The following is a 23,681-nucleotide window of genomic DNA, read 5'->3' as shown; positions in this document are numbered from 1 at the left end:
CCCGCGCTCCGGTTTCTGGATGGCGACCTCCGGATGGCTCCGGTCCTGCTCCAGGGCGGAGAGGACGGCGTGGTACACCGCCGAAAACACCTGACGCTCGTTGCCGAACTTCACTTCCGTCTTGGCGGGGTGGACGTTCACGTCCACGGCATTGAGTTTTGTCTCCAGATGGAGGACACAGCCGGGGAATTTGCCCACCATCTTCTGATTCTTGTAGGCCTCCTCCAGGGCGGCCATCATGATCCGGGACTTGACCTGGCGGCCGTTGACGAAGAAGAACTGCCAGTTCCGGCTGCCCCGGCAGCAGGCGGGGAGGGAGACAAAGCCGGAGACGGTCATGTCCTCTCCGGTGGCCTTCACCGCCCGGAAGCCCAGAGCTAGCTCCCGGCCCAAAACGGCGTAGACGGCGCTCTGCAGCCGCCCGTCCCCGGGGGTGAGCAGCTCCTGCTTGCCGTCCCGGATGAACTTCACCGACACCTCCGGGTGGGACAGGGCCACCCGCTGGACCACCGCGAAGACGGCGGCCCCCTCGGCGGCGTCCTTCTTCATGAATTTCAGCCGGGCGGGGGTGTTGAAAAACAGGTCCCGGACCACCATGGTGGTACCCAGGGGACAGCCCGTCTCCTCCACATTTCCCGGCACGCCCCCCTCCAGGGACAGGGAGGCCCCCAGGGGCGCCTCCGCCGTCCGGGTCAGCACCTCCATCCGGGAGACGGCGGAGATGGCGGCCAGGGCCTCCCCCCGGAAGCCCAGAGTGCCGATGGCCTCCAGGTCATACTCGGTGCGCAGCTTACTGGTGGCGTGGCGGAGGAAGGCGGTTTTCAATTGGCCCGCCGGGATGCCGCAGCCGTCGTCGGTGACCCGGAGGAAGGTCATGCCGCCGTGTGCGATCTCCACGGTCACTTTGGAGGCCCCGGCGTCGATGGCGTTTTCCATCAGCTCCTTGGCCACGGAGGCGGGCCGCTCCACCACCTCACCGGCGGCGATCAGGTCGGCCACATGGGAATCTAATACTCGAATCTCTGGCATAAAAACCTCTACGTTTTGTTATATCTGATTCATATCCTACGCTTTGGAATGGTATTTGGCGGTCAGCCGTGCATGTCCTGCTTCAATTCCGCCAGCAGGTTCAGGGCCTCAATGGGAGAGAGGACGTTCACGTCGGTCATCCGCAGCTTTTTCAGCACGGTCTGGGCCCCCAGGTCCATGAGGGAGATCTGGCCGTCTGCGGCGGGGGTGGTATTCCCCATAGCCACGCCCTGGCCGGACTCCAGCTCCTCCAGGATCTCCCGGGCCCGTTTGATGACCCGGTCGGGCACCCCGGCCAGCTTGGCCACCTCCACGCCGTAGCTCTGGTCGGCCCCGCCCCGGACGATCTTCCGCAGGAAGATCACGCCGGAGCCCTTTTTCTTGGCGGCGATGTTGTAGTTCTTCACCCCGGGGATTTGCCCCTCCAGGGCGGTGAGTTCGTGGTAGTGGGTGGCGAACAGGGTCTTGGCCCCCAGCCGCCTGGGGTCGGCGCAGTACTCCAGCACCGCCCGGGCGATGGCCATGCCGTCGTAGGTGGAGGTGCCCCGGCCGATCTCGTCCAGAATGAGCAGGGACTTCTTGGTGGCGTTTTTCAGCAGGGCGGCCACCTCGGTCATCTCCACCATGAAGGTGGACTGGCCGGCGGACAGGTCGTCGCTGGCCCCGATGCGGGTGAACACCCGGTCCACGATGCCGATGTGGGCGGACTTGGCGGGGACGAAGGAGCCCATCTGGGCCATCAAAACGATGAGGGCCACCTGGCGCATGTAGGTGGACTTGCCCGCCATGTTGGGGCCGGTGATGATGGCGCACAGGTCATCGCCGCAGTCCATGTGGGTGTCGTTGGGGACAAAGAGGGAGTTCTTCAACACCTTTTCCACCACCGGGTGGCGGCCCTCCTGGATGTTCAGGGTGTTGGAGGCGTCCACCAGGGGCATGCAGTAGTTGTTGGCGGCGGCCACCGTGGCGAAGGAATTCAGCACATCCACCTGGGCCACGGCGGCGGCGGACTTCTGGATGCGCGCCACCTGGGCGCACACCTGCTCCTTCAGTTCACAAAACAGCTGGTACTCCAGGGCGGTCACCTTGTCCTCGGCGGACAAAATCTCGTGCTCCAGTTCCTTCAGCTCCTGGGAGATGTACCGCTCGGAATTCACCGTGGTCTGCTTCCGGGTCCAGTCACCGGGCACCAGGCTGGTCTGGGACTTGGCCACCTCGATGTAATAGCCAAAGACCTTGTTGGACTTGACCTTCATGTTCTTGATGCCCGTCTGTTCCTTGGTGCGCACCTCCAGCTCGGCCAGCTTCTCGGCGGAGTGGTCCAGCAGGTCGTGGAGGCGGTCCACCTCGGCGTGGTAGCCGGGGCGGATGAAGCCGCCCTCCCGGACGGAGAAGGGGGGCTCGTCCACCAAGGCGCGGCCCAGCAGGTCCCGGATTTCCGGTAAATCGTCCAGCTCTCCCCGCAAAGATTGGAGCAGGGCGGAAGGGCAGCCCTCCAGCAGCTCCCGGACCCGAGGCAGCTTCCCCAGGCCGTTCGCCAGGGCCACCAGGTCCCGGCCCCCGGCGGAGCCGTAGACCACCCGGCCGATGAGGCGCTCCAGGTCGGTGACCTCCTTCAGGGTCAGGGACAGCTCCTCCCGGGTGATGATGTCCTCCACCAGGTCACTCACCGCCTGCTGCCGCCGCCCGATCTGGACGGGGGAGAGGAGGGGCCGCTCCATCCAGCCCCGGATGAGCCGGCCGCCCATGGCGGTCTTGGTCTTGTCCAGCACCCACAAGAGGGAGCCCTTCTTGTCCTTGGAGCGCAGGGTGGCCGTCAGCTCCAGGGTCTGGCGGGCGGTGAGGTCCAGCTCCATGAACTGTCCGGAGGTGTAGTAGGAGAAGTTGGCGATGTGGCTCAGATCGGTCTTCTGGGTCTCGTAGAGGTAGGTCAGCAGGCCCCCCGCCGCCTGGACCGCCCCGGTGTCCCCCTCGGGGAGGGTGTTCAAACCGGTCTTGAACTGCTTTTCCACCAGGGGCCGGGCGGCGCCCAGGCGGAACCGGCCCTCGCCCCCGTTTTCACAGGCGCAGTCCAGCCGCTCCTTGAGAAACTCCACCAGCCCCTCCGCGTGATAGGCCCCGTCGGACAGCACCGCCTCGGCGGGGTGGAACCGGCCCAGCTCGTTTTCCAGATGGTCCAGGGCCTCCTCCCCGGCGGGGAAAGAGGTGGCGTACACCTCGCCGGTGGAGATGTCGCACAGGCACAGGCCGTAGACGGCGGAGTCGGCGTAGACGGCGCAGATGTAGTTGTTTTTCCCCTCCTCCAGCATGGAGGAGGCGATGACGGTACCCGGGGTGACCACCCGGATGATGTCCCGGTCCACCAGGCCCTTTGCCAGGGCCGGGTCCTCGGTCTGCTCGCAGATGGCCACCTTGTAGCCCTTGGCGATGAGCCGGGCGATGTAGCTGTCGCAGGAGTGGTAGGGCACCCCGCACATGGGCACCCGCTCCTCCGCCGGCTTGTTCCTGTCCCGGGTGGTCAGGGTCAGGTCCAGCTCCTTGGACACCAGCTTGGCGTCCTCGTTGAACATCTCATAAAAGTCGCCCAGGCGGAAAAAGAGGATGGAGTCCGGGTTCCGGGCCTTCATGTCCAAATATTGCTGCATCATGGGGGTGATCTCTGCCATGGGTCCACCGTCTTTCTGTCTTGTCCCCTCAGGTCACGGGACGTAATATTTGTCCTCCGCCCACTTGGCGGGGTTGGCGTCGATGTAATTCCAGATCCGGAGGCAGTCAGCCTCATTGCGTACCACGTGGTCGTGGAAACGGGACTGCCATAGCTGTAAACCGGGATATTTTGCGTGGGTTTCTTTGGATGCGTTCATCTTCAAATATCCGACTATCTGCGCCAGCAAGGCCCTTGTTCCGCCCTTTTCCGTTTTTCCCGCCGGTAGGGACGCATCACGATGCGCCCCGGTTTCCGGTGCGGGTAAGCGCAGCAATAAATGAATGTGGTTGGGCATCACAACATATTTCTCGATTTGAACACTGGGGTAACGTTTGGGCAGGGACACAATCATCTTATCCACGATTCGCCCAAGATCGGTCAGCGTTATGACGGGCGCTTCGTGAAGCGCCCCTACGGAGCCAGGCGCCTCCACCCGGGACAGGCAACACACCCTGTCTTTTGTGCATATGGTGACAAAATACATGCCGCTCCGGCTGTAATCATAGTCCCGCAGGCGCAGGGGCTTCCGTCTGGCCCACTGCGCCTCCATCACATCAGCTCCCCGAAGAGGGACCACTTGTTGGCGTCGGTGATCTTCACGTCCCGGAACTGGCCCAGGGCCTCCTTGGGACCCACCACCCGGACCAGCCGGTTGCCGGGGGTGCGGGCGGTGAGGTCATACCGGGCGTCGTCGGACAGCCCGTCGATCAGGCACCGCACCGTTTTCCCGATATAGGCGGCGTGCTTCTCCTCGGAGATGGAGTCCTGCAGGGCCACCAGCCGGTTGAAATTGGCCAGCTTCTCCTGGTGGGACATGGGGTCGTCCATTTTGGCGGCGGGGGTGCCCACCCGGGGGGAGAAAATGAAGGTGAACAGGGCGTCGTAGCGCACCTCCTCCAGCAGGGACAGGGTATCTTCAAACTCCTCGGTGGTCTCCCCGGGGAAGCCCACGATGATGTCGGAGGTGAGGACGATGCCGGGGATGAGGGACTTCAGGTCCCGGATCTTTTCCAGGTACTGCTCCCGGGTGTGGCGGCGGTTCATCACCTTCAGCACCCGGTCGTTCCCCGCCTGGACGGGCAGGTGGAGCACCGGGGCCACCTTTTCGCACCGGGCCATGGTTTCAAAGAGCTTGTGGGTGGCATCCTTGGGGTGGGAGGTCATGAACCGGATGAGAAACTCCCCGGGGATGGCGTTGACCCGCTCCAGCAGGTCGGCGAAGTCGCAGGGCTCCTCCAGGTCCTTGCCGTAGGAGTTGACGTTCTGGCCCAGGAGGGTGATGTCCTTGTAGCCCTCGGCCACCAGCTGCTCCACCTCGGCCAGAATGTCCTCCGGCTGCCGGGACCGCTCCCGGCCCCGGACGTAGGGGACGATGCAGTAGGCGCAGAAGTTGTTGCAGCCGTACATGATGGACACCCAGGCCTTGACGCTGTCCTGGCGGACCACCGGGATGCCCTCGGCGATGGAACCCGCCTCGTCGGCGTTGGAGAAGATGCGCCCCCGCTGGGTCAGCAGGGTGTGGATCATCTCGGGGAATTTCCACAGGGCGTGGGGCCCGAAGACCAGGTCCACATGGCGGTAGGACTGGCGGATCTTTTCCGCCACATGGGGCTCCTGCATCATGCAGCCGCACAGGCAGATGAGCTGCTCCGGGTGGCGGCGCTTCACGTGGACCAGGGCCCCCACGTTGCCGAACACCCGCTGCTCGGCGTGCTCCCGGATGGCGCAGGTGTTGATGACGATGATCCGGGCCTGCTCCTCATCCCCGGTGAAGCCGAAGCCCATTTTCTCCAGATAGCCCCGGATGCGCTCGGAGTCGGCCTCATTCTGCTGGCAGCCGTAGGTGTCCACAAAGGCCAGGGGCCGCTCCGGCCACTGGGCGGTAATCGCGGCAATCTTGTCACAGTAATCCAGCTGGCGGTCCACCTGGACCTGGGAAATGACGGTGGTTGTGCGTTCCATATGGTTCCTCCCGTTTCAGGGTATTTGGGGCCCTGGAACGGGCCTGTATCCAGATTTTTTATTATAACATTTTCATGCGAAAAACTCAAGGTCACAATGGTTCCGTCCCAACGGACTTAACAGATTGGCGGTTCCCGCTGTGGCATTTTTGCCAATCGTTGAAGTGGACAACGGGATATGATAAATTAGCATTTGTCAATTTATTGATGGATCCTTGAATTTCAACAGGGAAATGAAATAGCAAAAATGGTCGAGAGAATTCCCGCCAAGCTATTGTAAGATGTTTGCGTAGGGAGGTGAGAAAATGCAGGAACAAATGGAAGCGGTACGGCGCATGCAAGAGTATATTGAAAAACATTTGTGTGAACGGATCTCCTTTGCCGATGTTGCAAAGGCGTCGTTGTTTTCCCCTTGGTATGCAAGACGATTGTTTTTAGAATATACAGGCGTAACGCCGGCTGATTACATCAGAAAACTAAGGTTAACGAAATCTGCCCTCAAATTGCGGGATGAAGATGTAAAAATCTTGAATGTTGCTCTTGATTTTGGTTTTGGGAGCGTTGATGGATACCAGCGAGCCTTTCAGAAAGAGTTTGGCTGCAATCCAAGTAAGTATTCCGCCAATCCGATTCCGCTGCATCTTTTTACCCCGTACGGTGTCAAGTTCAGGTTTATGGAAAGAAAGGAAACGAGCATGAGTGTAAAAAATGTATTTATTCAAGTCATCGACAAGCCCAAACGAAAGGTTATCATGAAGCGCGGAAAGGCCGCCACAGAGTATTGGCAATATTGCGAGGAAGTTGGCTGCGATATTTGGGGCGTGCTGGTCAGCATGAAATCTCTTTGCGGGGAACCCGTTTGTTTATGGCTGCCAAAAGAGTATATCAAACCGGGAACAAGCGAGTATGTGCAGGGCGTCGAGGTATCTGAGGATTACAGCGGAGAAATTCCGGACGGCTTTGACATCATTGAGCTTCCGGCTTCAAAGTACCTCATGTTCCAGGGCGAGCCGTTCAAGGAAGAAGATTACGAGCAGGCGATTACGGATATTTGGGAATCCGAGAAAAAATACGACCCGACTGTGATCGGCTATCAGTGGGATGACCGAAGCCCAAAGATTCAGCTTGAGCCAGTCGGCGCCCGGGGATATATCGAGTTATTGCCCATAAAGGCATAACTTCAAAATTTTTCTGACTGTTGAAAAGGCTTCGCCAGCTTGAGGCGAAGCCTTTTTCATCAAATTGACGCAGAAGTTTCTAAAATCCTAAAACCAGCGCATTCAGCGAAGCGAGATGCGCCTTCCGGTCCCGTGGGTCAGGCCGCCGCGCCCCGCCGGTCCCGGACCAGGGACACTACCAGCCGGTACAGGGGCAGAAGGTAGAGGAAGCAGGAGGCCAGGATACAGACCGTGGGCGCGCCCGCGGAGGCCAGGGGGACGGCTCCCGCGATGGACCAGGGGATCATGGGGGCGATGACCACCACCGTGTCCTCCAAGAGGATGGCCATCCGGCTCTTGTCCTCCTCCAGGCAGCCGCACAGCTGGTGGGTGAGCATGATGGCCAGGCTCTGGTTGCAGGACACCGCCGCGGCCGCCGCCGAGGTCAGGATCACCGCCCCCGTGGGGGTGGCCCGGCGGGCCAGGGCGGTGATCTTCCCCTGGATGGGGCCCAGCAGGCCGGTGTCCCGGAAGATGCCAGAGTAGGAGGAGGCGATGCACACAATGGCCGCCACCCGGACCATGGACAGGATGCCGCCCCCGTTCATCAGGGCGGACAGGGCCGGGTCGTCGGCCCGGTAACCGGAGATCAGGGTGGAGAGCAGCCGGGAGACGGGGAGGCCCTGGACCGTCATGGCGATGAGGAAAGCCAGCACGATGCTGGCCAGCATGGTCCTGCGGACGTTTACCCGGCACAGGGCCAGGATCAGGATCACCGCCGCGGGCAGCAGGCACACCGGACTCAGCCGGAACTCCTGGAGGAACATCCCCTGGACGTCCACCTCGCCTCCGCCCCCGCCGGTCCGCGCCCCCGCCCAGAGGTAGATCCCGCAGGACAGGAGGAAGGGGACCAGGGCGGTGCGGAGCATGGCCCGGATGTTGTCATAGATATCCGTTTCCGTCAGGGTGCTCACCAGCAGGGCGCTGGTGGAGACGGGAGAGCACCGGTCCCCCACGAACACCCCGGACAGGACGGCGCCTCCCACCCAGAAGGGGCTGATGCCCATGGCGTTGGCCACGCTCATGCAGATGACTCCCATGGTGGCGGCGGTGCCGAAGGAGGTGCCCGTCAGGACGGACATCAGGCTGTTCAGCAGGAAAGTCAGCAGCACGAAAATTTCGGGACGGATCAGCTTGGCGGCATAGCAGACGATGACCGGGATGGTGCCGCAGGCCCGCCACAGTGCGGTGAGCATCCCAATCAGGAAAAAGGTGATCAAAATGTTCTGGACAGTGCGCACGCCGGACCAGGACATGGTGGCCAGTTCTCGCCAGCCAAAGCCCTTGAGGCGCCCGTATCCCCAAAACACCAGCAGCCCCCCCACCAGGGCCGCCAGAACAGAGATATCCAGCACAACGCAGGTCAGCAGAAGCGCCAAAAAAAGTCCAAAGGTAATAAATTCCATTCCTATCCCTCCGTTGCCTCCCAGTATATCCCCTTTTCCCGGGCCGGTCAATGCTTCCGGCCCTCGCCGGCGCGTCACGCGGCAGCAGAACGCCCGCAGCTTTACATTGCCTTTTCCCGGGGAAAGTGTTAAAATAAGATATTACATGGTTACAATGGCGGTGTTGGGGCCTTTCGCCCCGCCGCCCGCCCGAGACAGATAGAAGGGAGCCATTTTTATGCGAAAGCTGGTCATTGAAAAATCCGCCGTCAAAAACAATCTGGCCGTCATCAAGGAGCGCGCCGCCGGGGCCGTGGTCTACGGGGTGCTGACGGGGGACGGCGGCGGAGCCGGCATCGTCCGGCTGGCCAAGCTGTTGCGGGACGAGGGCATCGGCCGCTTCGCCGTGTCCGAGATCGCCGAGGCCGAGGAGCTGCGCAAGGGCGGCTTCGAGGACGAGGAGATCCTGATGCTCCGCTCCACCACCGACCGGGAGGAGCTGGAGCGGCTGGTGGACCTGAACGTGGTGTGCACCATCTCCTCGGTGGACACGGGTATGGCCCTCAACGCCCTGGCGGAGAACCGCTCCACCGTGGTGGAGGCCCACATCCAGGTGGACACCGGCATGGGCTTCGGCGGCTTTCTGGTCAGCGAGCCGGAGAAAATCCTGCTGGCCTACCGCTCCCTGCCCAACGTGGCCCTGTCGGGCATCTACACCCAGCTCCACGCCGTCCGGCCCAACGACCCGGAAGCCAAGCAGCAGCTGGAGCAGTTCCACCAGGTGCTGGACACCATCCACACCGCCGGGTTTGAGACGGGCACCGTCCACGCCGCCGGCTCCTTCGCCCTCCTCCACGACCAGGAATCCCGCCTGGACGGGGTCCGGGCCGGGTCGGCCATTCTGGGCCGCTGCCGCCGCACCCGGGACGACGGCCTCAAAACCGTGGGCTACGGGGAGGTCCCCCTGGCCGAGGTCCGCTGGCTGCCCAAGGGCCACACCATCGGCGCGGACAAGCCTGTGGTGCTGAAAAAGCCCACCCGGGTGGCCGTCCTCCCCGTGGGCTACCAGAACGGCTTCGGGGTGTCCTGGCCCCGGGAGACCGGCTTCTGTGCCATGTTCCGCCGCTGGCGGAAGGCCAAGGCCGTCACCGTCCGGCTGGGGGACCAGCGGGCCAAGGTCCTGGGCGGCATCGGCGCCACCGAGACCGTCCTCAACGTGACCAATCTGAAATGCTCCGCCGGCGACCTGGCCACCTTCGACATCGACCCCCTGTTCGCCAAGGGGTTTATCACAGAATACCGGTAAATTTTCGTTTATTGGGTATTGGATTCGAAATCCATGTAGGGCCCGGTGCCCTCACCGGGCCGAAACACCAAGCACCGTAAGGGCGGCTATCGGATGTCCGTTTAAAATTCCGCCTGCGGGCGGGACGGGAGATGGGGATATTTCGCCTCACTCCCGTGGCTAGCCGGGGCCGTCCGATGTCGGATACCCCTGAATCAAGTTTTACAACGGAGCCGCACAGTGAAACCAGGAACCACACCGCACAATTCGGAAACTCAGGCGCTGCCATTCAGTGGCTGTCGCTCTCAATTCTTTTCTATCCAGGGCCGGAGGCCCGGATGGTGAGGCAATAGAACCTGGGCTTGCGCGCCGAACGCGAGGAACACTTTCCCAATCGGGCTCCCCATGGGGTCCGGGGCCGAAGCCCCGGAGATTTTTTGGGTACCTTTGTATCTCTACAAAAGTACCTCGCCCGAGGGCGAAATGTCCCCTCGTCCTATCCCGTCATCCCGCCCGCAGGCAAAAAATCGATAAGCTAAACTTTACCCCATCCAGTAAATTTAAAATACAAAGGAAGTTATCCGCTTTATGAACCAGTCTCACAATTTCCAGCCGCTCCTGTTCGGCGGCGACATCAACGTATACAGCGTGGCCCGGGCCTTCCACGAGGCCTACGGCGTCAAGTCCGTGGCCTTCGGGAAATATCCCTCCTTCCCCTGCCGCGGCAGCGCCATCATCGACTACCGGGTCTGCCCCGACAACGAGAGCGACGAGGCCTTCCTCCGCAACGCCCGTGCGGTGGCCCAGGAGTTCGCCGACAAGACGGTCATCCTCATGGGCTGCGGGGACAGCTATGTCCAGCTGGCCGCCCGCCACCGGGACCACCTGCCCGCCAACGTCATCGCCCCCTATATTGAGGAGTCCCTGCTGAACACCCTTATCAACAAGGAGAAATTCTACCAGCTGTGTGACGAGCACCACATCGACCACCCGGCCACCTTCATCTACGACAAGTCCATGGGCCACGACTTCACCCTGCCCTGGGGCCCGCCCTACATCGCCAAGCCCGCCGACTCCGTAGCCTACTGGGCCTGCGGAGACCGCTCCCTGGCCAAGGTGTACATCTGCCAGAGCTGGGAGGAGCTGCTGGAGGCCCTGGACCACGTCTACGCCGCCGGCTATCAGGACCACATGGTTTTGCAGGAGTTCATTCCCGGGGACGACAGCTACATGCGGGTGCTGACCAACTACTCCGACCGGAACGGGAAGGTCACCATGATGTGTCTGGGCCACGTGCTGCTGGAGGAGCACTCCCCCCACGGCATCGGCAACCACGCCGTCATCATCACCGAGGAAGATCAGGCCCTGGAGCTGAAGATCCGCGACCTGCTGGAGAGCCTGCACTTCACCGGCTTCTCCAATTTCGACATCAAGTACGACAGCCGGGACGGCAAGTACAAGGCCTTCGAGATCAACTGCCGCCAGGGCCGGAGCAACTACTATGTCACCGGCTCCGGGCATAATATTGCCAAGCTGGTGGTGGAGGACCGGATCGAGGGCCGGGACAAGGAGCTGGAGATCACCAAAAACCGCTCCCTGTGGCGGATGGTCCCCCGGAAGGTGGCCTTCCAGTTCACCCCAAAGAAGTACCACCAGGAGATGAAAGCCCTGATCCGGGCGGGGGCCGACTCCCACTCCCTGGTCTATGAGAAGGACGCCTCCCTCAAGCGCCGCCTGCGGGTGGTGAAAAACCACATCGGCAACATGAAGCGCTTCAGCCAGTACAACAAAGTACCCGAAAATTGACCTGACACAGGAGACTGTCTATGCCAAACTATCGTCTTGGCGTTCTCGGCGGCATGGGGCCGCTCGTCGTCGCAGGCTCCATATCCTTCGTTTCGCCCTAACGGGCAAAACTCATTCTTTCCGCTGCTCCTCCTCTCCAAATGGAACCCGCTGCGCAGCCGTTGGCGGCTTTGCCGCCTTGCGGGCGCTACGCTGGGCTTCCATTTGGGGCTTGCGGCCCACTTTACTGTAATTCTCCTTTCTCGAAAGTAGTGATCTTGTGAATTATCGTCTCGGTGTCCTGGGCGGCATGGGGCCGCAAGCCACCAACACCTTCTATCAATTCATCATTGACCGGACCGACGCCCAGCGGGACCAGGAGCACGTCAACGCCCTGATCCTGTCGGACAGCGACATGCCCGACCGCACCGCCGCCATTCTGGGCTCCGAGGCCTCCCGGGAGCGGGTGTACCGCCGGCTTCTGGCCGACGCCCAGCTGCTGGAGCGGGCAGGGTGCACCGTAATCGCCGTCCCCTGCAACACCTCCCACTACTTTCTGGACCGGGTCCAGCGGGAGGTGGGCATCCCCATCCTCCACATGATCCGGGAGACGGCCAAGGCCCTGGCCGCCCAGGGAAGAAAGCGCCCGGGCATCCTGGCCACCGACGGCACCATCCAGACCGGGCTGTACCAGAAGGAATTTGCCGCCCTGGGTATCCAGGCGGTGGTCCCCACCACCCAGGCCCAGGACCAGGTCATGTCCCTCATTTACGACGACGTGAAGGCGGGACGGGACGGGGACCCGGAGAAGTTCGCCGCCATCCACCGGGACCTGATCGCCCAGGGCTGCGACTGCGGGGTGCTGGCCTGCACCGAGCTGTCCGTCTTCGCCTCCCAGACCCGCCTGCCCCCCTTCTACACCGACGCCATGGCCGTTCTGGCGGACCGGGCCATCCAGGCCTGCCACAAGCCCCTGCGGGACTTTTTTCAATGAATGAGGCCCTTCAGACCGGATGTGCCGCCGGAGGCGGCAGTTCCGGGAGAGATGGGCGGGTCCGCCCATCCCCAATTTCCCATTCCTGACTCAAAAACGAGGTGCATTATGGAACTCACCCTTCACACCCTCAACGACTATCTCCGCCTGCTGGAGGAAAAGGACCTGCTGGCCGCCCCCGTGCCGGAGGGGCTGGACCGGGCGGCCCAGGTGGCTCTGGTGTCCTACGACTCCCGGGAGGTCATTCCCGGCACCCTGTTTCTCTGTAAGGGGGCTCACTTCAAGGCCGAGTTCCTCCAGATGGCAAAGGACAAGGGGGCCATGGCCTACGTCAGCCTGACTCCCTACCCCGAAGTGGACCTGCCCTGTATCCTGGTGCGGGATATGCGCCTGACCATCGCCCCCCTGGCCGACCTCTACTACGGCCACCCCTCGGGACAGATGAAGGTCATCGGCATCACCGGCACCAAGGGCAAGTCCTCCACCACCTACTACCTGAAATATATCCTGGACGAGTACATGGAGGGGGAGGGCAAGCCCGCCTCCGGGGTCATCTCCTCCATCGACACCTACGACGGGGTGGAGAAGTTCGAGTCCCACCTCACCACCCCCGAGCCCCTGGACCTCCAGCGCCACTTCGCCAACGGCGTGGCCACCGGGATGGAGTACCTGACCATGGAGGTGTCCAGTCAGGCGTTAAAGTACCACCGCTCCCTGTGCACCGACTTCGCCGCCGCCTGTTTCCTGAACATCGGCCACGACCACATCTCTCCCATTGAGCACCCGGACTTTGAGGACTACTTCTCCTCCAAGCTGAAAATCTTCGCCCAGGCGAAGCTCTGCTGCGTCAACCTGGACTGCGACCACGCCGGCCGGGTGCTGGAGGCGGCGAAGGCCAGCGGCAAGCCGGTGTTCACCTTCTCCCAGAAGGACCAGGAGGCCGATGTCTACGCCTCCCAGGTCCGGAAGTGGGGCAACGACATACTGTTCCGGGTGCGCACCCGCCGCTTTTTCCGGGAGTTCCGGCTCACCATGCCGGGGCTGTTCAACGTGGAGAACGCCCTGGCCGCCATCACGGTGTGCGAGGGGCTGAACATCCCCGAGCGGTATATCTATGTAGGCCTGATGAAGGCCCGGGTGCCCGGGCGGATGGAGGTCTACGCCAACGCCGACGAGACCGTCACCGCCATCGTGGACTACGCCCACAACCGCATGTCCTTCGAGATATTGTTCCGCTCCGTCCAGGCGGAGTACCCCGGCCGCCGCATCGTCACCGTCTTCGGCTGTCCCGGCAAGAAGGCCCTGGACCGGCGGCAGGACCTGGGGGAGGTGTCGGGCAAATACTCCGACCTGGTGGTCCTCACCGAGGAGGACTCGGGGGAGGAGGACACCGAGTCCATCTGCCGGGAGGTGGCCCAGTATGTGGCCGCCCAGGGCTGTGAATACTCCATCGAGCCCAACCGGGGGGAGGCCATCCGCCAGGCCATTCTGGGCTGCCGGGAGCCCTCCGTCCTCCTCATCACCGGCAAGGGGGCGGAAACCCGCCAGAAGCGGGGCAGCGAGTATATCGACACCCCCTCTGACGTGGATTATGTCCACAGCTTTTTGCAGGAGTACGACGTGCGCCACGGCCTGGACGGCATGGAGAAGGTGCGTAACCTCCTGTCCATCCTGCCCATTCTCAACCGGGCCGAGGGCCAGACCGTGGTGGTCAAATACGGCGGCTCCGCCATCGGGGCGGAGGCCGAGGCGGACACCACCCTCCAGGACGTGGCCGCCCTGCGGATGGTGGGGGTCCGGGTTGTGCTGGTCCACGGGGGCGGCAAGCACATCACCGCCCTGCTGAACAAGCTGAACGTCCCCACCCGCTTTGAAAACGGCTACCGGGTCACTGACCAGGGAGTGCTGGACGCCGCCGAGCTGGCCCTGTCCGCCCAGGTAAACAAGGCCATCGTCCAGGACCTGGCCGGGCTCCAGGTGTCCGCTGTGGGCATCTCCGGCAAGGACGGCGGCCTCATCACCGCCGCGGTAAAGGACCCGGCCTTGGGCCGGGTGGGGGACATCACCAGGGTGGACACCAAGGTGCTGGACACCCTGCTGGACGCGGGCTTTCTCCCCGTGGTCTCCCCCATCGCCCTGGGGGAGGACGGCGGGACCCTGAACTGCAACGCCGACGACGCCGCCCGGGCGGTGGCCGAGGCCATGGGGGCCCACAAGCTCATCTTCCTCACCGACATCGGCGGGGTGCTCATCGACAGCCACAACACCAAGACGGCGGTCCCCCGCATGGACGCCAAGCGGGCCGAGGAGCTCATTGACGCCGGCCTCATCGCCGGGGGAATGGTGCCCAAGGTCCGGGGCTGCGTCCACGCCGTCCGGGCCGGGGTAGGGGAGGTGTCCATCCTGGACGGCCGGGTGGAGCACGCCCTCCTGCTGGAGATGCTGGGCCAGCGGGTCCAGGGGACCACCATCACCGGATAACCGAATCTGACAGCCGCAAGCGGCCGCTCCCGGAGCGGCCGCTTTTTATCGCTTATCTTCCGGCGGCCCCTTGCCCTTTTCCCATATTCCACGGAAAATCCGCCGCCGTCCGCCCCCCGTATATGCATTTTGCCGTTCCTGTGGCTCCCGGCTGCAAAAACCGCTATTTTTTGTGGGAAAGCCGTTGCGTTTTGGGAAAAATAGCTGTATAATATCCCGTCAGAGTCGGGAACGGGGCATTTTTCTGTCCCTGGGACGCGTCCGTTCCCCTTCCTTAGGAATCCGGGCCCGCCGGGCCTTGCCATACAAAAGGAGTAGTTGAAACATGCGAAATGAGAAGCTGAGAAACATTGCCATCATCGCCCACGTCGACCATGGCAAGACCACTCTGGTGGATGAGATGCTCAAGCAGTCCGGCGTCTACCGGGAGAACCAGACCGTGGTGGAGCGGGTCATGGACTCCAACGACCTGGAGCGGGAGCGCGGCATCACTATCACCGCCAAAAACACCGCCGTCCAGTACAAGGACGTCAAGATCAACATCGTGGACACCCCGGGCCACGCCGACTTCGGCGGCGAGGTGGAGCGCATTCTGAAGATGGTCAACGGCGTCATCCTGCTGGTGGACGCCGCCGAGGGCCCCATGCCCCAGACCCGCTTCGTCCTGTCCAAGGCCCTGGAGCTGGGCCACCGGGTCATCGTGGTGGTCAACAAGATCGACCGCCCCGACCAGCGGGTGTACGAGGTCATTGACGAGGTGCTGGAGCTGCTGATGGACCTGAACGCCACCGACGAGCAGCTGGATTCCCCCATGCTGTTCTGCTCCGGCCGCCAGGGTACCGCCTCCGTCCAGCCCGACGTGGCGGGCAGCGACTTGAAGCCCCTGTTCGACACCATTCTGGAGTATATCCCCGCCCCCGAGTCCGACGTGGACGCTCCCTTCCAGATGCTGGTGTCCTCCATCGACTACAACGAGTTCGTGGGCCGGATCGCCATCGGCCGGATCGAGCGGGGCACCGTGAAGCAGAACCAGGAGATCGCGGTGTGCAACTACCACGACCCCGACGTCCCCGCCAAGAAGGCCAAGGCCACCGCCCTGTATGAGTACGACGGTCTGGCCAAGGTCCCCGTCACCGAGGCTACCGCCGGCAACATCATCGCCATGTCCGGCATCGGCGAGATCACCATCGGCGACACCATCTGCGCCCCCGACTGTGTGGAGCCCATCGAGTTCGTCAAGATCTCCGCCCCCACCATCGAGATGACCTTCTCCGTCAACGACTCCCCCTTCGCCGGCCGGGAGGGCAAGTTTGTCACCAGCCGCCAGCTCCGGGAGCGCCTGCACCGGGAGACCATGAAGGACGTGTCCCTGCGGGTCACCGAGACCGACAGCACCGACGCCTTCAACGTGGCCGGCCGGGGCGAGATGTCCCTGTCCATCCTCATCGAGACCATGCGCCGGGAGGGCTATGAGCTCCAGGTCTCCCCGCCCCGCGTCCTGTTCCAGGAGATCGACGGCGTCAAGTGCGAGCCCGTGGAGCGGCTGGTGGTGGACGTGCCCGCCGACTGCATCGGCTCCGTCATCGAGAAGATCGGCGCCCGCAAGGGCGACCTGCTGGACATGAACCCCGTGGGCGACCGGATGAAGGCCCAGTTCCTGGTCCCCTCCCGGGGCCTGTTCGGCTACCGCAACGAGTTTTTGACCGACACCAAGGGCGAGGGCATCATGGCCTCCGTCTTCGACAGCTACCAGCCCCTGAAGGGCGAGATCAGCCGCCGGAATACCGGCTCCCTGGTGGCCTTTGAGACCGGCGAGGCCGTCACCTACGGCCTGTTCAACGCCCAGGAGCGGGGCCAGCTGTTCATCGGCGCCGGCACCCCCGTCTACGCCGGCATGATCGTGGGCGAGTGCCCCAAGCAGGAGGACATCTCCGTCAACGTGTGCAAGAAGAAGCAGCTGACCAACATGCGGGCCTCCGGCTCCGACGACGCTCTGCGCCTGGTCACCCCCCGGACCTTGTCCCTGGAGCAGTGCCTGGAGTTCCTGGCCGATGACGAGCTGTTGGAGTGCACCCCCGAGAACCTCCGCCTGCGCAAGCGCATCCTGGACCACGGCGACCGGATGCGCGAAGCTTCCAAGAAGAAGGGCTAAGCCTGATTGAAGTGACCGCCGTCGCCGTGGTCCAGCCCGCACAGCGGGCACGCGGCCGCAGCCGCGGCGGCAGGGCGAATTCACTTCGCCCTGCCAAGACATCCAATCACACGGCGACCGGATGCGCAAGGCTTCTAAGAAGAAGGGCTGATCTGGTCAAGGCAAAATTCTTGAATTTTAAAAACGCTCCGTATTCTTTCCCAGAAGGAATACGAAGCGTTTTTCTTTATCCCCTGATCGGCGCGCGCCAATACAACTGCGTTATCCCCGGCGCTCAAAACAAGCATGTAGGGGCGGCCCCGTGTGGCCGCCCGCCTCAGCCTCCGGATGCGACCCGGTCCGGGAGATGTGCCGCCGTAGGGCCCGGCGCCCTCACCGGGCCGTTTTACCCCCGGGACGAATTTTCCTCCTATCAAAATCATGCCCCGAAAATCGAAAAAATGTTCTAAACCCCCTTGATAAATTAGAACGTTTGTTGTATTTTCTGATTAGAACATTTGTTTTCGACAAAATCGGACGGGAATTGACAGAAAAGTCCGTTTTTTGGGACCCTGAGCGGGGTAGAATGTGCTTGAACATTCCGAATGGGAGGGATCGAGATGCAGACCATTTATTATACCACCCCCAATTTTATCCACAGCACCGGCAACGTGGTGGACCTGAACGAATACCGGCGGAAGCTGGCCCTGGCCCAGGAGGGGAGTCTGGCCCCCCAGCCCCGGGAGGAGGTCTGCTTCCCCGCCGGCCAGGAGGAGGACTGGGAGGCCCCCCGGCTCCGGGAGGTCCGGCCCCGCCGGGCGCGGAAGGCCCGCCGCCGCCTGATGCTGCTGGATGCCTGCGCCAGCCTGTGCGTGGTGGTCATGACCATCACCATCACCCTCCATGTCCTGATGGGCTGACAGGCCCCGGCTGTCCACATGTCCCTTTTTCAGCGCCGAACCGCCGCCGTCCGGCAAAAAACGGCGTCCCTTGCTTCGTGAATCCGCCGAAAATACCGCCCTTCCGGTCCATGCCGGAGGGGCGGCTTTTTCTTTTTTTGTGTCTTCCGGCCCCCGCCCGGCGTACGGTCCACAACATGTTGATGTCTCCAGAAAAGTCATTTTTACCCTGTCCTTGGGAAGAAAACACCGGGGTTTTCGGAAAAAGGGTTGACGTAATGACAAAAAGTGTGTATATTAAACTTGTTACCGTTTTGTAACTCTTTTGTTGGAATTGTCATTTTTATCCATTGACATATAAGTGAGGCATCACATGAACCAGTTGTTGACGCGCGGCCCCAAAGGGACCTCCTCCGGGGACGCGGAACACCAGAACCAGCCGGAAGCCGCCCAGGTCCGGGCGGAGCGCCGCCGCCGGGCCGCCCACCGCTGGAAGGAACTGAAGGAATGGACCCGCATCCATCTGCGCCGGGCCGCCCACGTGGCCCACGGCGCTCTGGCCATCCACCAGGCCGTGGGGCCTGTCTCCTTTCTGGGCATCTCCGCCGCCCTGGGGGTGGCCCTCACCCTGACCACCCTGTACACCACCAGCTACGCCGTCACCCTGGACGGGGACCCGGTGGGCGTGGTGGCCGACCAGAGCGTGGTGGACCAGGCCATCCAGGAGGTGGAGGCCGAGGGCTCCTCTCTGCTGGGCTACGACTACCAGGTGGAGGGGGAGCTGGATTACCAGTTCGCCCTGACCCTCAAGACCGACATCACCCGGGAGGCGGATATTGAGGACTATTTCTACCAGCAGCTCAATGAGGTCAGCGACCACCTGAAAAAATGCCAGGTCTCCGTGGACGGCCAGGTCGTCGGCGTGGTCAAGGACGAAGACACCCTCAACGACATGCTGGACGAATTGAAAAACCAGTATGTAAACGAGAACACCGTGGAGTCCGGCTTTGTGGAGGACCTGACCATCGACTACGTCTACGCCGTGGATACGGTGATGACCACCGATGAGATGCGCCAGGCCCTGGAGGCCAACACCACCGGCGAAACCACCTATACCGTCCAGAAGGGGGACACCTTCAACGCTATCGCCTACGCCAACGACATGTCGGTCAGCGACCTGAAGGCCCTGAACCCCGACGTGGACATCAACCGGCTGATGATCGGCGACGTGCTCAACGTGAAGGAGCTGATCCCCGTCCTCTCCGTCCAGACTCTGGAGCACCAGATCTATACCCAGGAGATCGAGTGTCCCGTGGAGACCAAGGAGGACAGCTCCATGTACAAGGGCACCAGCAAGATCCTCACCCAGGGTGAGCCCGGCGAGGCCCAGGTGGAGGCCAACGTCACCTACGTCAACGGCTATGAGCGGGACCGGGAGATCCTCTCCACCACCACTTTGCGGGAGCCCACCACCACTGTCAAGGCCGTGGGCACCAAGGAAAAACCCAAAACCGCCTCCACCGGCAGCTTCTCCTGGCCTATCTCCGGCCGGATCACCTCCTATTTCGGCGGCCGGTATATCTTCGGCAGCTACAGCTACCACTCCGGCATCGACATCGCCACCAGCTACGGCGCGGCCATCAAGGCCGCCGACGGCGGCACCGTCACCTTCGCCGGGTACAAGGGCAGCTACGGCTATCTGGTCATCATCCGCCACGACAACGGCACCGAGACCTACTACGGCCACAACTCCAAGCTGTTGGTCTCCGCCGGCCAGAAGGTGTACAAGGGCCAGCAGATCGCCAAGGCCGGCTCCACCGGCCGCTCCACCGGCGTCCACTGCCACTTCGAGGTCCGCATCAACGGCAAGGCTGTCAACCCCCTGAATTATCTGAGATAATGAAAAATACCTCCCTCCGAGGCAATCGGAGGGAGGTATTTTTTATCCACCGCTGTTTTGCGATGTAATGCTATCACGGATGGAAGCCCGCGGTTTTGCGTGATAAACTGGAATTTATCGTTCCTGTACTTCTTTTCCGCTAAGGTGCTCTATTTCGATTTCGAACATCTGAACGGCTCTTCCTGATGATGCCACTTCTTCATCTACCATCTCTTTATCAGGATAATACTTCATCGCAAACTGCTTTACACGCTTAATAATGTCATTTTGATTTTCGACTAAATGGCATCGTCCAAAGACCACCACACTTTGAAGAAACGGTGCCCACGGTTCTCCTTTAATGCTTTCATTACCGCATATAGTAAAACAAACCTTGTCACATACTTTCAAACAATCCACCTTATAACCTGCTTTTGCTCCATGAAAAATAATCTTATTTGCGTCTGCATCATACAGATAATTAATCGGTATAGCATAGGGATAACCATTATCACCATTAACCGCCAGTATGCCACGACGAGAACAACGAAGAAGTTCTTTCGCTGCATCTATACTGATTTCATTTTTCTTTTTTCGAATTGGTCTAAACATTGAATTCACCTCCACAACTTCCGATTTGTAGGGGACCCTTTTCCCCTCAGGGCATGGGGTCCGCCTGGTTTTCCCGGTAATACTGGGCGGACAGGAAGGACCGGACCAGAGCCTCCTGCTCCCCATCCAGGTCATTGACGATCCCGCCGTTTTGCAGGAACAGGCCCTGGCTGTGGACCAGGGGGGTGACCGCCCGCACCTGCCGGGACAGCTCCATGAAGCCCGGGCCCTGCCAGCCGCACAGGTCAAAGACCTCCGTCATCAGGAAACAGGGGGAGAAGTCTCCGCCGTCTCCCACAAATGGGCTGCCCAGAGCCTCCTTGGCGGCGGAGTTGGCCCAGATCAGATAGGGGGTGGAGTAGTAGTCGTAAAAGCCCTCCGGGGTGGAGATGTCGAAGTCGGCGCCGATGCCGGCGTAGGCGGAGTTGCCGTTGCCGCCCCAGGGCTTGTGGTCCCCGAAGAGGACCAGTACCACCGGCTCCTCCAGCTCCTCCAGCCCCCGGGCCAGCTCCGTCATGGCGCCAATGGTGTCGGAGATCCCCTTCAGGTAGTTGTTCCAGACGTGGCAGGTCTCCTCATCAAAGCCGGTGGCGGCGGGGGTCAGGTACGCCTCCCCGGCGGTGTAGGTCCACTCGTAGGGGCCGTGGTTCTGGTAGGACACGGAGAAGGAGAAGCAGGGGCCCTCCTGGATCCGCTCCTCCAGCTGGGCCAGCAGCTCCCGGACCAGTAGGTGGTCGGAGTTGTAGATGGCGGCAGTGGGGTCCACCAGGTCCCCGTAGTGGTTTTCGGTGAACCAATACTCCTCAAAGCCCAGGTACTGGTTGACGTTCTGCCGGTTGTAGAACCAGCCGTAGCCCGGGTGGCTGCCGAAGGTCTGGTAGCCCTGGCCCCTCAGATACCAGACGTAGGAGTCGGTATCCTTCCGGAACTCGTCATGCTGGGAGTAGCCGGTGAGGAAGCCCCACTCGCTGTCCACGGTACCCCCGGCGAAGATGTTGGTCAGCAGGTCTCCGGAGACGGACTGCGCCTCCAGCTCGTGCCAGGGCCGGTAGACCTGGGCCACCGCCTCCTGCCCCGCCAGGGCGGGGAAGTCGGTGAGGTCGCAGAAGGCCTCCAGCATGATGCCCATGACGGACACCCTTTTGTCCTCCGGGATGCCGCTGTCCGGATACCGGGCCAGGAGGGCGGCGGTCTCCTGCTCGTCGTAGCCCTCGGGGGGCGTGGGGAACATGTCCCGGAAGGAGTAGAGGAAGGGGTAGAGACAGCCCTTGGACACAAAGACCTCCACGTCGGACCAGGGGTTGATGAGGCTGTTGTTGGCGGTCTTCTGATAGATCTGAGGGTTCAGAAACAGGGAGACAAAGGCCACCCCCAGGAGCGCCCCGCAGGAGGCGGCGCCGAAGACCCGGTTTTTCCATCCCCGCAGACCGTTGGGCATGAGGAGGACGGCGAACAGCAGTCCCGCCCCCAGGCACCCCAGGGCCAGCCACACCAGCCAGTTCAGGTCCAGCTGGTAATTGCCCACAATGTCCCCGGCCTCAGCGGCCAGCCGCAGGTCGGTGGCCAGCAGGGGGTCGGACCGCAGGCGGATCTTGAAATAGTTGGCCAGGGCCACGCCCATAGTAGGCAGGGCCCCGCCCAGAAAGCCCGCCCAGGCCCGGCGGGTGAGGAAGTAGAACAGCCAGACCAGCAGCACCGGAGCCAGCAGGTTCAGGAGCAGGAGCAGGGGGCTGTGGAAGTAGGAGCGGAACAGCGCCTTCCCCGGCAGCTTCCCATAGGCGGCGGCGGAAAAGAGCAGGGACAGCACCCCCACGCAGCAGCCCAGCCCGGCGAGGGAGAGGGCCAGCCAGACGTGGTGGGCGGTCTTGTATTTTGGCGCCGCCCCGGGGGAAAAGCGGAGGATTTGGAGGAGTATTTTCATAAAGGACCCTCTTTTTACGGAAAATTGACGGGAATTTGACAAAAGTATACCACACGTTTCAAAAAAAGAAAAGCCGGGGCGGGACCCCGGCAATGATTTCATAAACTGGAATTGAAAACACCTTCCTCCCACAGGGGTAGCCTGATGGTCGTCAGAGCCCGGCTTGCCGCCGGCCCCCGCACACCCGTGAAAAAGGCGGCCGTTTCCAAGGAAACGGCCGCTTTCTAATTCACTTGTTTATTTACTTGTGGGACAAAATATCCTCCACCTGGTTCAGGTCGTGGATGATATAGTCCAGTTCCATCCCCCCGGGGCAGGGCAGGGACTTGGGATTGTACCAGCAGCAGGGGATGCCCGCCTGGAGGCCGCCCCGCATGTCGCTGGTGAGGGAGTCCCCCACGATCAGGACTTCCGACTTGTCCACCGGTCCGATGCGGTCAAGCACATAGTCGAAGAAAGCCGGGCTGGGCTTTTCCGCCCCTACCAGTTCGGAGATGAACACCCCGTCAAAGAGCTTCCCCAGCCCCGATTTCTCCAGCTTCCGCTCCTGGGCCACCCGGGTGCCGTTGGTGACGGCGTACTGGCGCACTCGGCCCCGGAGCCGGGAAATGAGGGCGTCGGAGCGGTCCATAAAGCGCACCGTATCTCCCAGCCGGACCTGGTAGGCCTGGTTGAAGGGGACGGCCAGGGCGGGGTCGATGCCCTCCCGGGCAAAGAACTCCTCAAACCGGCCCACCAGCACCTGGGGCTTGGTGATCTCCCCGTTCTCCAGCCTGTGCCAGTAACGCTGGTTGATGGCGGAGTACCGGGCGATCTGTTCGCCGGAGCAGTCCCCCAGGCCGAACTGGGCGAAGCAGGCCCGGATGGCCGCCTCCTCCGCCGCCAGGAAGTCCAGCAGAGTACCGTCCACATCCCACAGAATGGTCTTGATCATTTGGATGACTCCTTGTCCTTCTTTTGTCGGTTCCGGTAACAGATGTCCCGGTTGCCGCAGGTGGAGCAGCCCCGGCCGCACCCCCGCTTTTTCCCGTAGTCGTTGCCCAGCAGGATGGCGATGGGGATCCCGATCACCGCCACGGCAAACAAGGCAATGGCAAACGCCTCCATAAACAGCCGCCTTTCCCGGGCTATCGCCCGCTTTTCACCCGGAATACCCCAAAGTACGGATTCTGCCGCCGCATCGGGGGACCGGATAACGCCATTCTACCAGACAGGCGGGGCGCTGGCAAGACAAGGGAGACTTTTCCCGGGAAAAGGGTTGCCTTTTCGGCGAAAACCCGTTAAAATGCGGAGCATAACAAAAAATATCCGGAGGTCCATTCCTATGAATGAATTTAAAGGCAGTCAGAACTATGTGGCGTCGGAGGAGCTGATGGGGGCGGTGAACATCGCCAT

At 62.0% G+C, this 23,681-nt stretch carries 17 protein-coding genes; 8 read left to right on the top strand and 9 right to left on the bottom strand.

Going from position 1 to position 23,681, the window contains the following annotated elements; genetic code table 11:
* From mutL to miaB, 4 genes are all read right to left on the bottom strand, one after another.
* Window positions 1–1,029 (bottom strand): DNA mismatch repair endonuclease MutL (mutL, locus tag I6E42_RS12050; RefSeq protein ID WP_235372261.1); only part of this gene is annotated, 1,029 nt, incomplete at its 3' end.
* A 62-nt stretch (window positions 1,030–1,091) separates the two neighbouring features.
* Window positions 1,092–3,695, bottom strand: a complete 2,604-nt coding sequence (mutS, locus tag I6E42_RS12045; RefSeq protein ID WP_235372260.1) for a DNA mismatch repair protein MutS — start codon at window positions 3,693–3,695, stop codon at window positions 1,092–1,094.
* A gap of 33 nt (window positions 3,696–3,728) precedes the next feature.
* Window positions 3,729–4,286, bottom strand: a complete 558-nt coding sequence (locus I6E42_RS12040; protein WP_235372259.1) for a transposase — start codon at window positions 4,284–4,286, stop codon at window positions 3,729–3,731.
* On the bottom strand, window positions 4,286–5,698 hold the full coding sequence (gene miaB / locus I6E42_RS12035) for a tRNA (N6-isopentenyl adenosine(37)-C2)-methylthiotransferase MiaB (protein ID WP_235372258.1): 1,413 nt from the start codon (window positions 5,696–5,698) through the stop codon (window positions 4,286–4,288). The genes I6E42_RS12040 and miaB overlap by 1 nt, the downstream gene beginning before the upstream one ends.
* Before the next feature lie 304 nt (window positions 5,699–6,002).
* Here miaB and I6E42_RS12030 point away from each other — a divergent pair, with 304 nt between their 5' ends.
* Window positions 6,003–6,875, top strand: coding sequence for a helix-turn-helix domain-containing protein (locus I6E42_RS12030; protein WP_235372257.1), 873 nt, complete (start codon window positions 6,003–6,005; stop codon window positions 6,873–6,875).
* A 137-nt stretch (window positions 6,876–7,012) separates the two neighbouring features.
* Here the strand turns inward: I6E42_RS12030 and I6E42_RS12025 are convergent, their stop codons facing one another.
* The gene (locus tag I6E42_RS12025; protein ID WP_235372256.1) at window positions 7,013–8,320 is read right to left on the bottom strand and encodes a Na+/H+ antiporter NhaC family protein; all 1,308 of its coding nucleotides are present in this window, start codon (window positions 8,318–8,320) and stop codon (window positions 7,013–7,015) included.
* Between the two features lie 217 nt (window positions 8,321–8,537).
* Between I6E42_RS12025 and I6E42_RS12020 the strand changes: the two genes are divergently transcribed.
* The 7 genes from I6E42_RS12020 (at window position 8,538) to I6E42_RS11990 (ending at window position 19,774) form a co-directional block, all read left to right on the top strand.
* Entirely contained in the window at window positions 8,538–9,605 is a 1,068-nt protein-coding gene (locus I6E42_RS12020) for an alanine racemase (RefSeq protein WP_235372255.1), read from the top strand.
* A 567-nt stretch (window positions 9,606–10,172) separates the two neighbouring features.
* Window positions 10,173–11,390, top strand: a complete 1,218-nt coding sequence (locus I6E42_RS12015) for a carboxylate--amine ligase (RefSeq protein ID WP_235372254.1) — start codon at window positions 10,173–10,175, stop codon at window positions 11,388–11,390.
* Window positions 11,391–11,649: 259 nt separating this feature from the next.
* A complete protein-coding gene (cuyB, locus tag I6E42_RS12010; RefSeq protein WP_235372253.1) occupies window positions 11,650–12,363 on the top strand; it encodes a cysteate racemase in 714 nt (237 codons plus the stop codon).
* A 108-nt stretch (window positions 12,364–12,471) separates the two neighbouring features.
* Window positions 12,472–14,844: an acetylglutamate kinase gene (gene argB, locus I6E42_RS12005; protein ID WP_235372252.1), complete on the top strand. Its 2,373-nt coding sequence runs from the start codon at window positions 12,472–12,474 to the stop codon at window positions 14,842–14,844.
* A 325-nt stretch (window positions 14,845–15,169) separates the two neighbouring features.
* Window positions 15,170–16,996, top strand: coding sequence for a translational GTPase TypA (typA, locus tag I6E42_RS12000; protein WP_235372251.1), 1,827 nt, complete (start codon window positions 15,170–15,172; stop codon window positions 16,994–16,996).
* Between the two features lie 599 nt (window positions 16,997–17,595).
* Entirely contained in the window at window positions 17,596–17,895 is a 300-nt protein-coding gene (locus I6E42_RS11995) for a hypothetical protein (protein WP_235372250.1), read from the top strand.
* A gap of 352 nt (window positions 17,896–18,247) precedes the next feature.
* A complete protein-coding gene (locus tag I6E42_RS11990) occupies window positions 18,248–19,774 on the top strand; it encodes a peptidoglycan DD-metalloendopeptidase family protein (protein WP_235372249.1) in 1,527 nt (508 codons plus the stop codon).
* A 114-nt stretch (window positions 19,775–19,888) separates the two neighbouring features.
* Here the strand turns inward: I6E42_RS11990 and I6E42_RS11985 are convergent, their stop codons facing one another.
* The 4 genes from I6E42_RS11985 to I6E42_RS11970 form a co-directional block, all read right to left on the bottom strand.
* Complete coding sequence (locus I6E42_RS11985) at window positions 19,889–20,365, bottom strand: pyridoxamine 5'-phosphate oxidase family protein (protein ID WP_235372248.1); 477 nt, start codon at window positions 20,363–20,365, stop codon at window positions 19,889–19,891.
* A 46-nt stretch (window positions 20,366–20,411) separates the two neighbouring features.
* The gene (locus I6E42_RS11980) at window positions 20,412–22,286 is read right to left on the bottom strand and encodes an LTA synthase family protein (RefSeq protein ID WP_235372247.1); all 1,875 of its coding nucleotides are present in this window, start codon (window positions 22,284–22,286) and stop codon (window positions 20,412–20,414) included.
* A 241-nt stretch (window positions 22,287–22,527) separates the two neighbouring features.
* A complete protein-coding gene (locus tag I6E42_RS11975; RefSeq protein ID WP_235372246.1) occupies window positions 22,528–23,220 on the bottom strand; it encodes a YjjG family noncanonical pyrimidine nucleotidase in 693 nt (230 codons plus the stop codon).
* The gene (locus I6E42_RS11970; protein WP_235372245.1) at window positions 23,217–23,393 is read right to left on the bottom strand and encodes a hypothetical protein; all 177 of its coding nucleotides are present in this window, start codon (window positions 23,391–23,393) and stop codon (window positions 23,217–23,219) included. Before I6E42_RS11970 ends, I6E42_RS11975 begins: the two co-directional genes overlap by 4 nt.
* Between the last annotated feature and the right edge of the window lie 288 nt (window positions 23,394–23,681).

This window comes from Pseudoflavonifractor phocaeensis, from assembly GCF_021531815.1.
In the GTDB taxonomy this organism is placed as follows: Bacteria; Bacillota; Clostridia; order Oscillospirales; family Oscillospiraceae; genus Lawsonibacter; species Lawsonibacter phocaeensis_A.
Note: the sequence above shows the minus strand (reverse complement) of the source record. Positions and strands in the feature narration are given on the sequence as shown.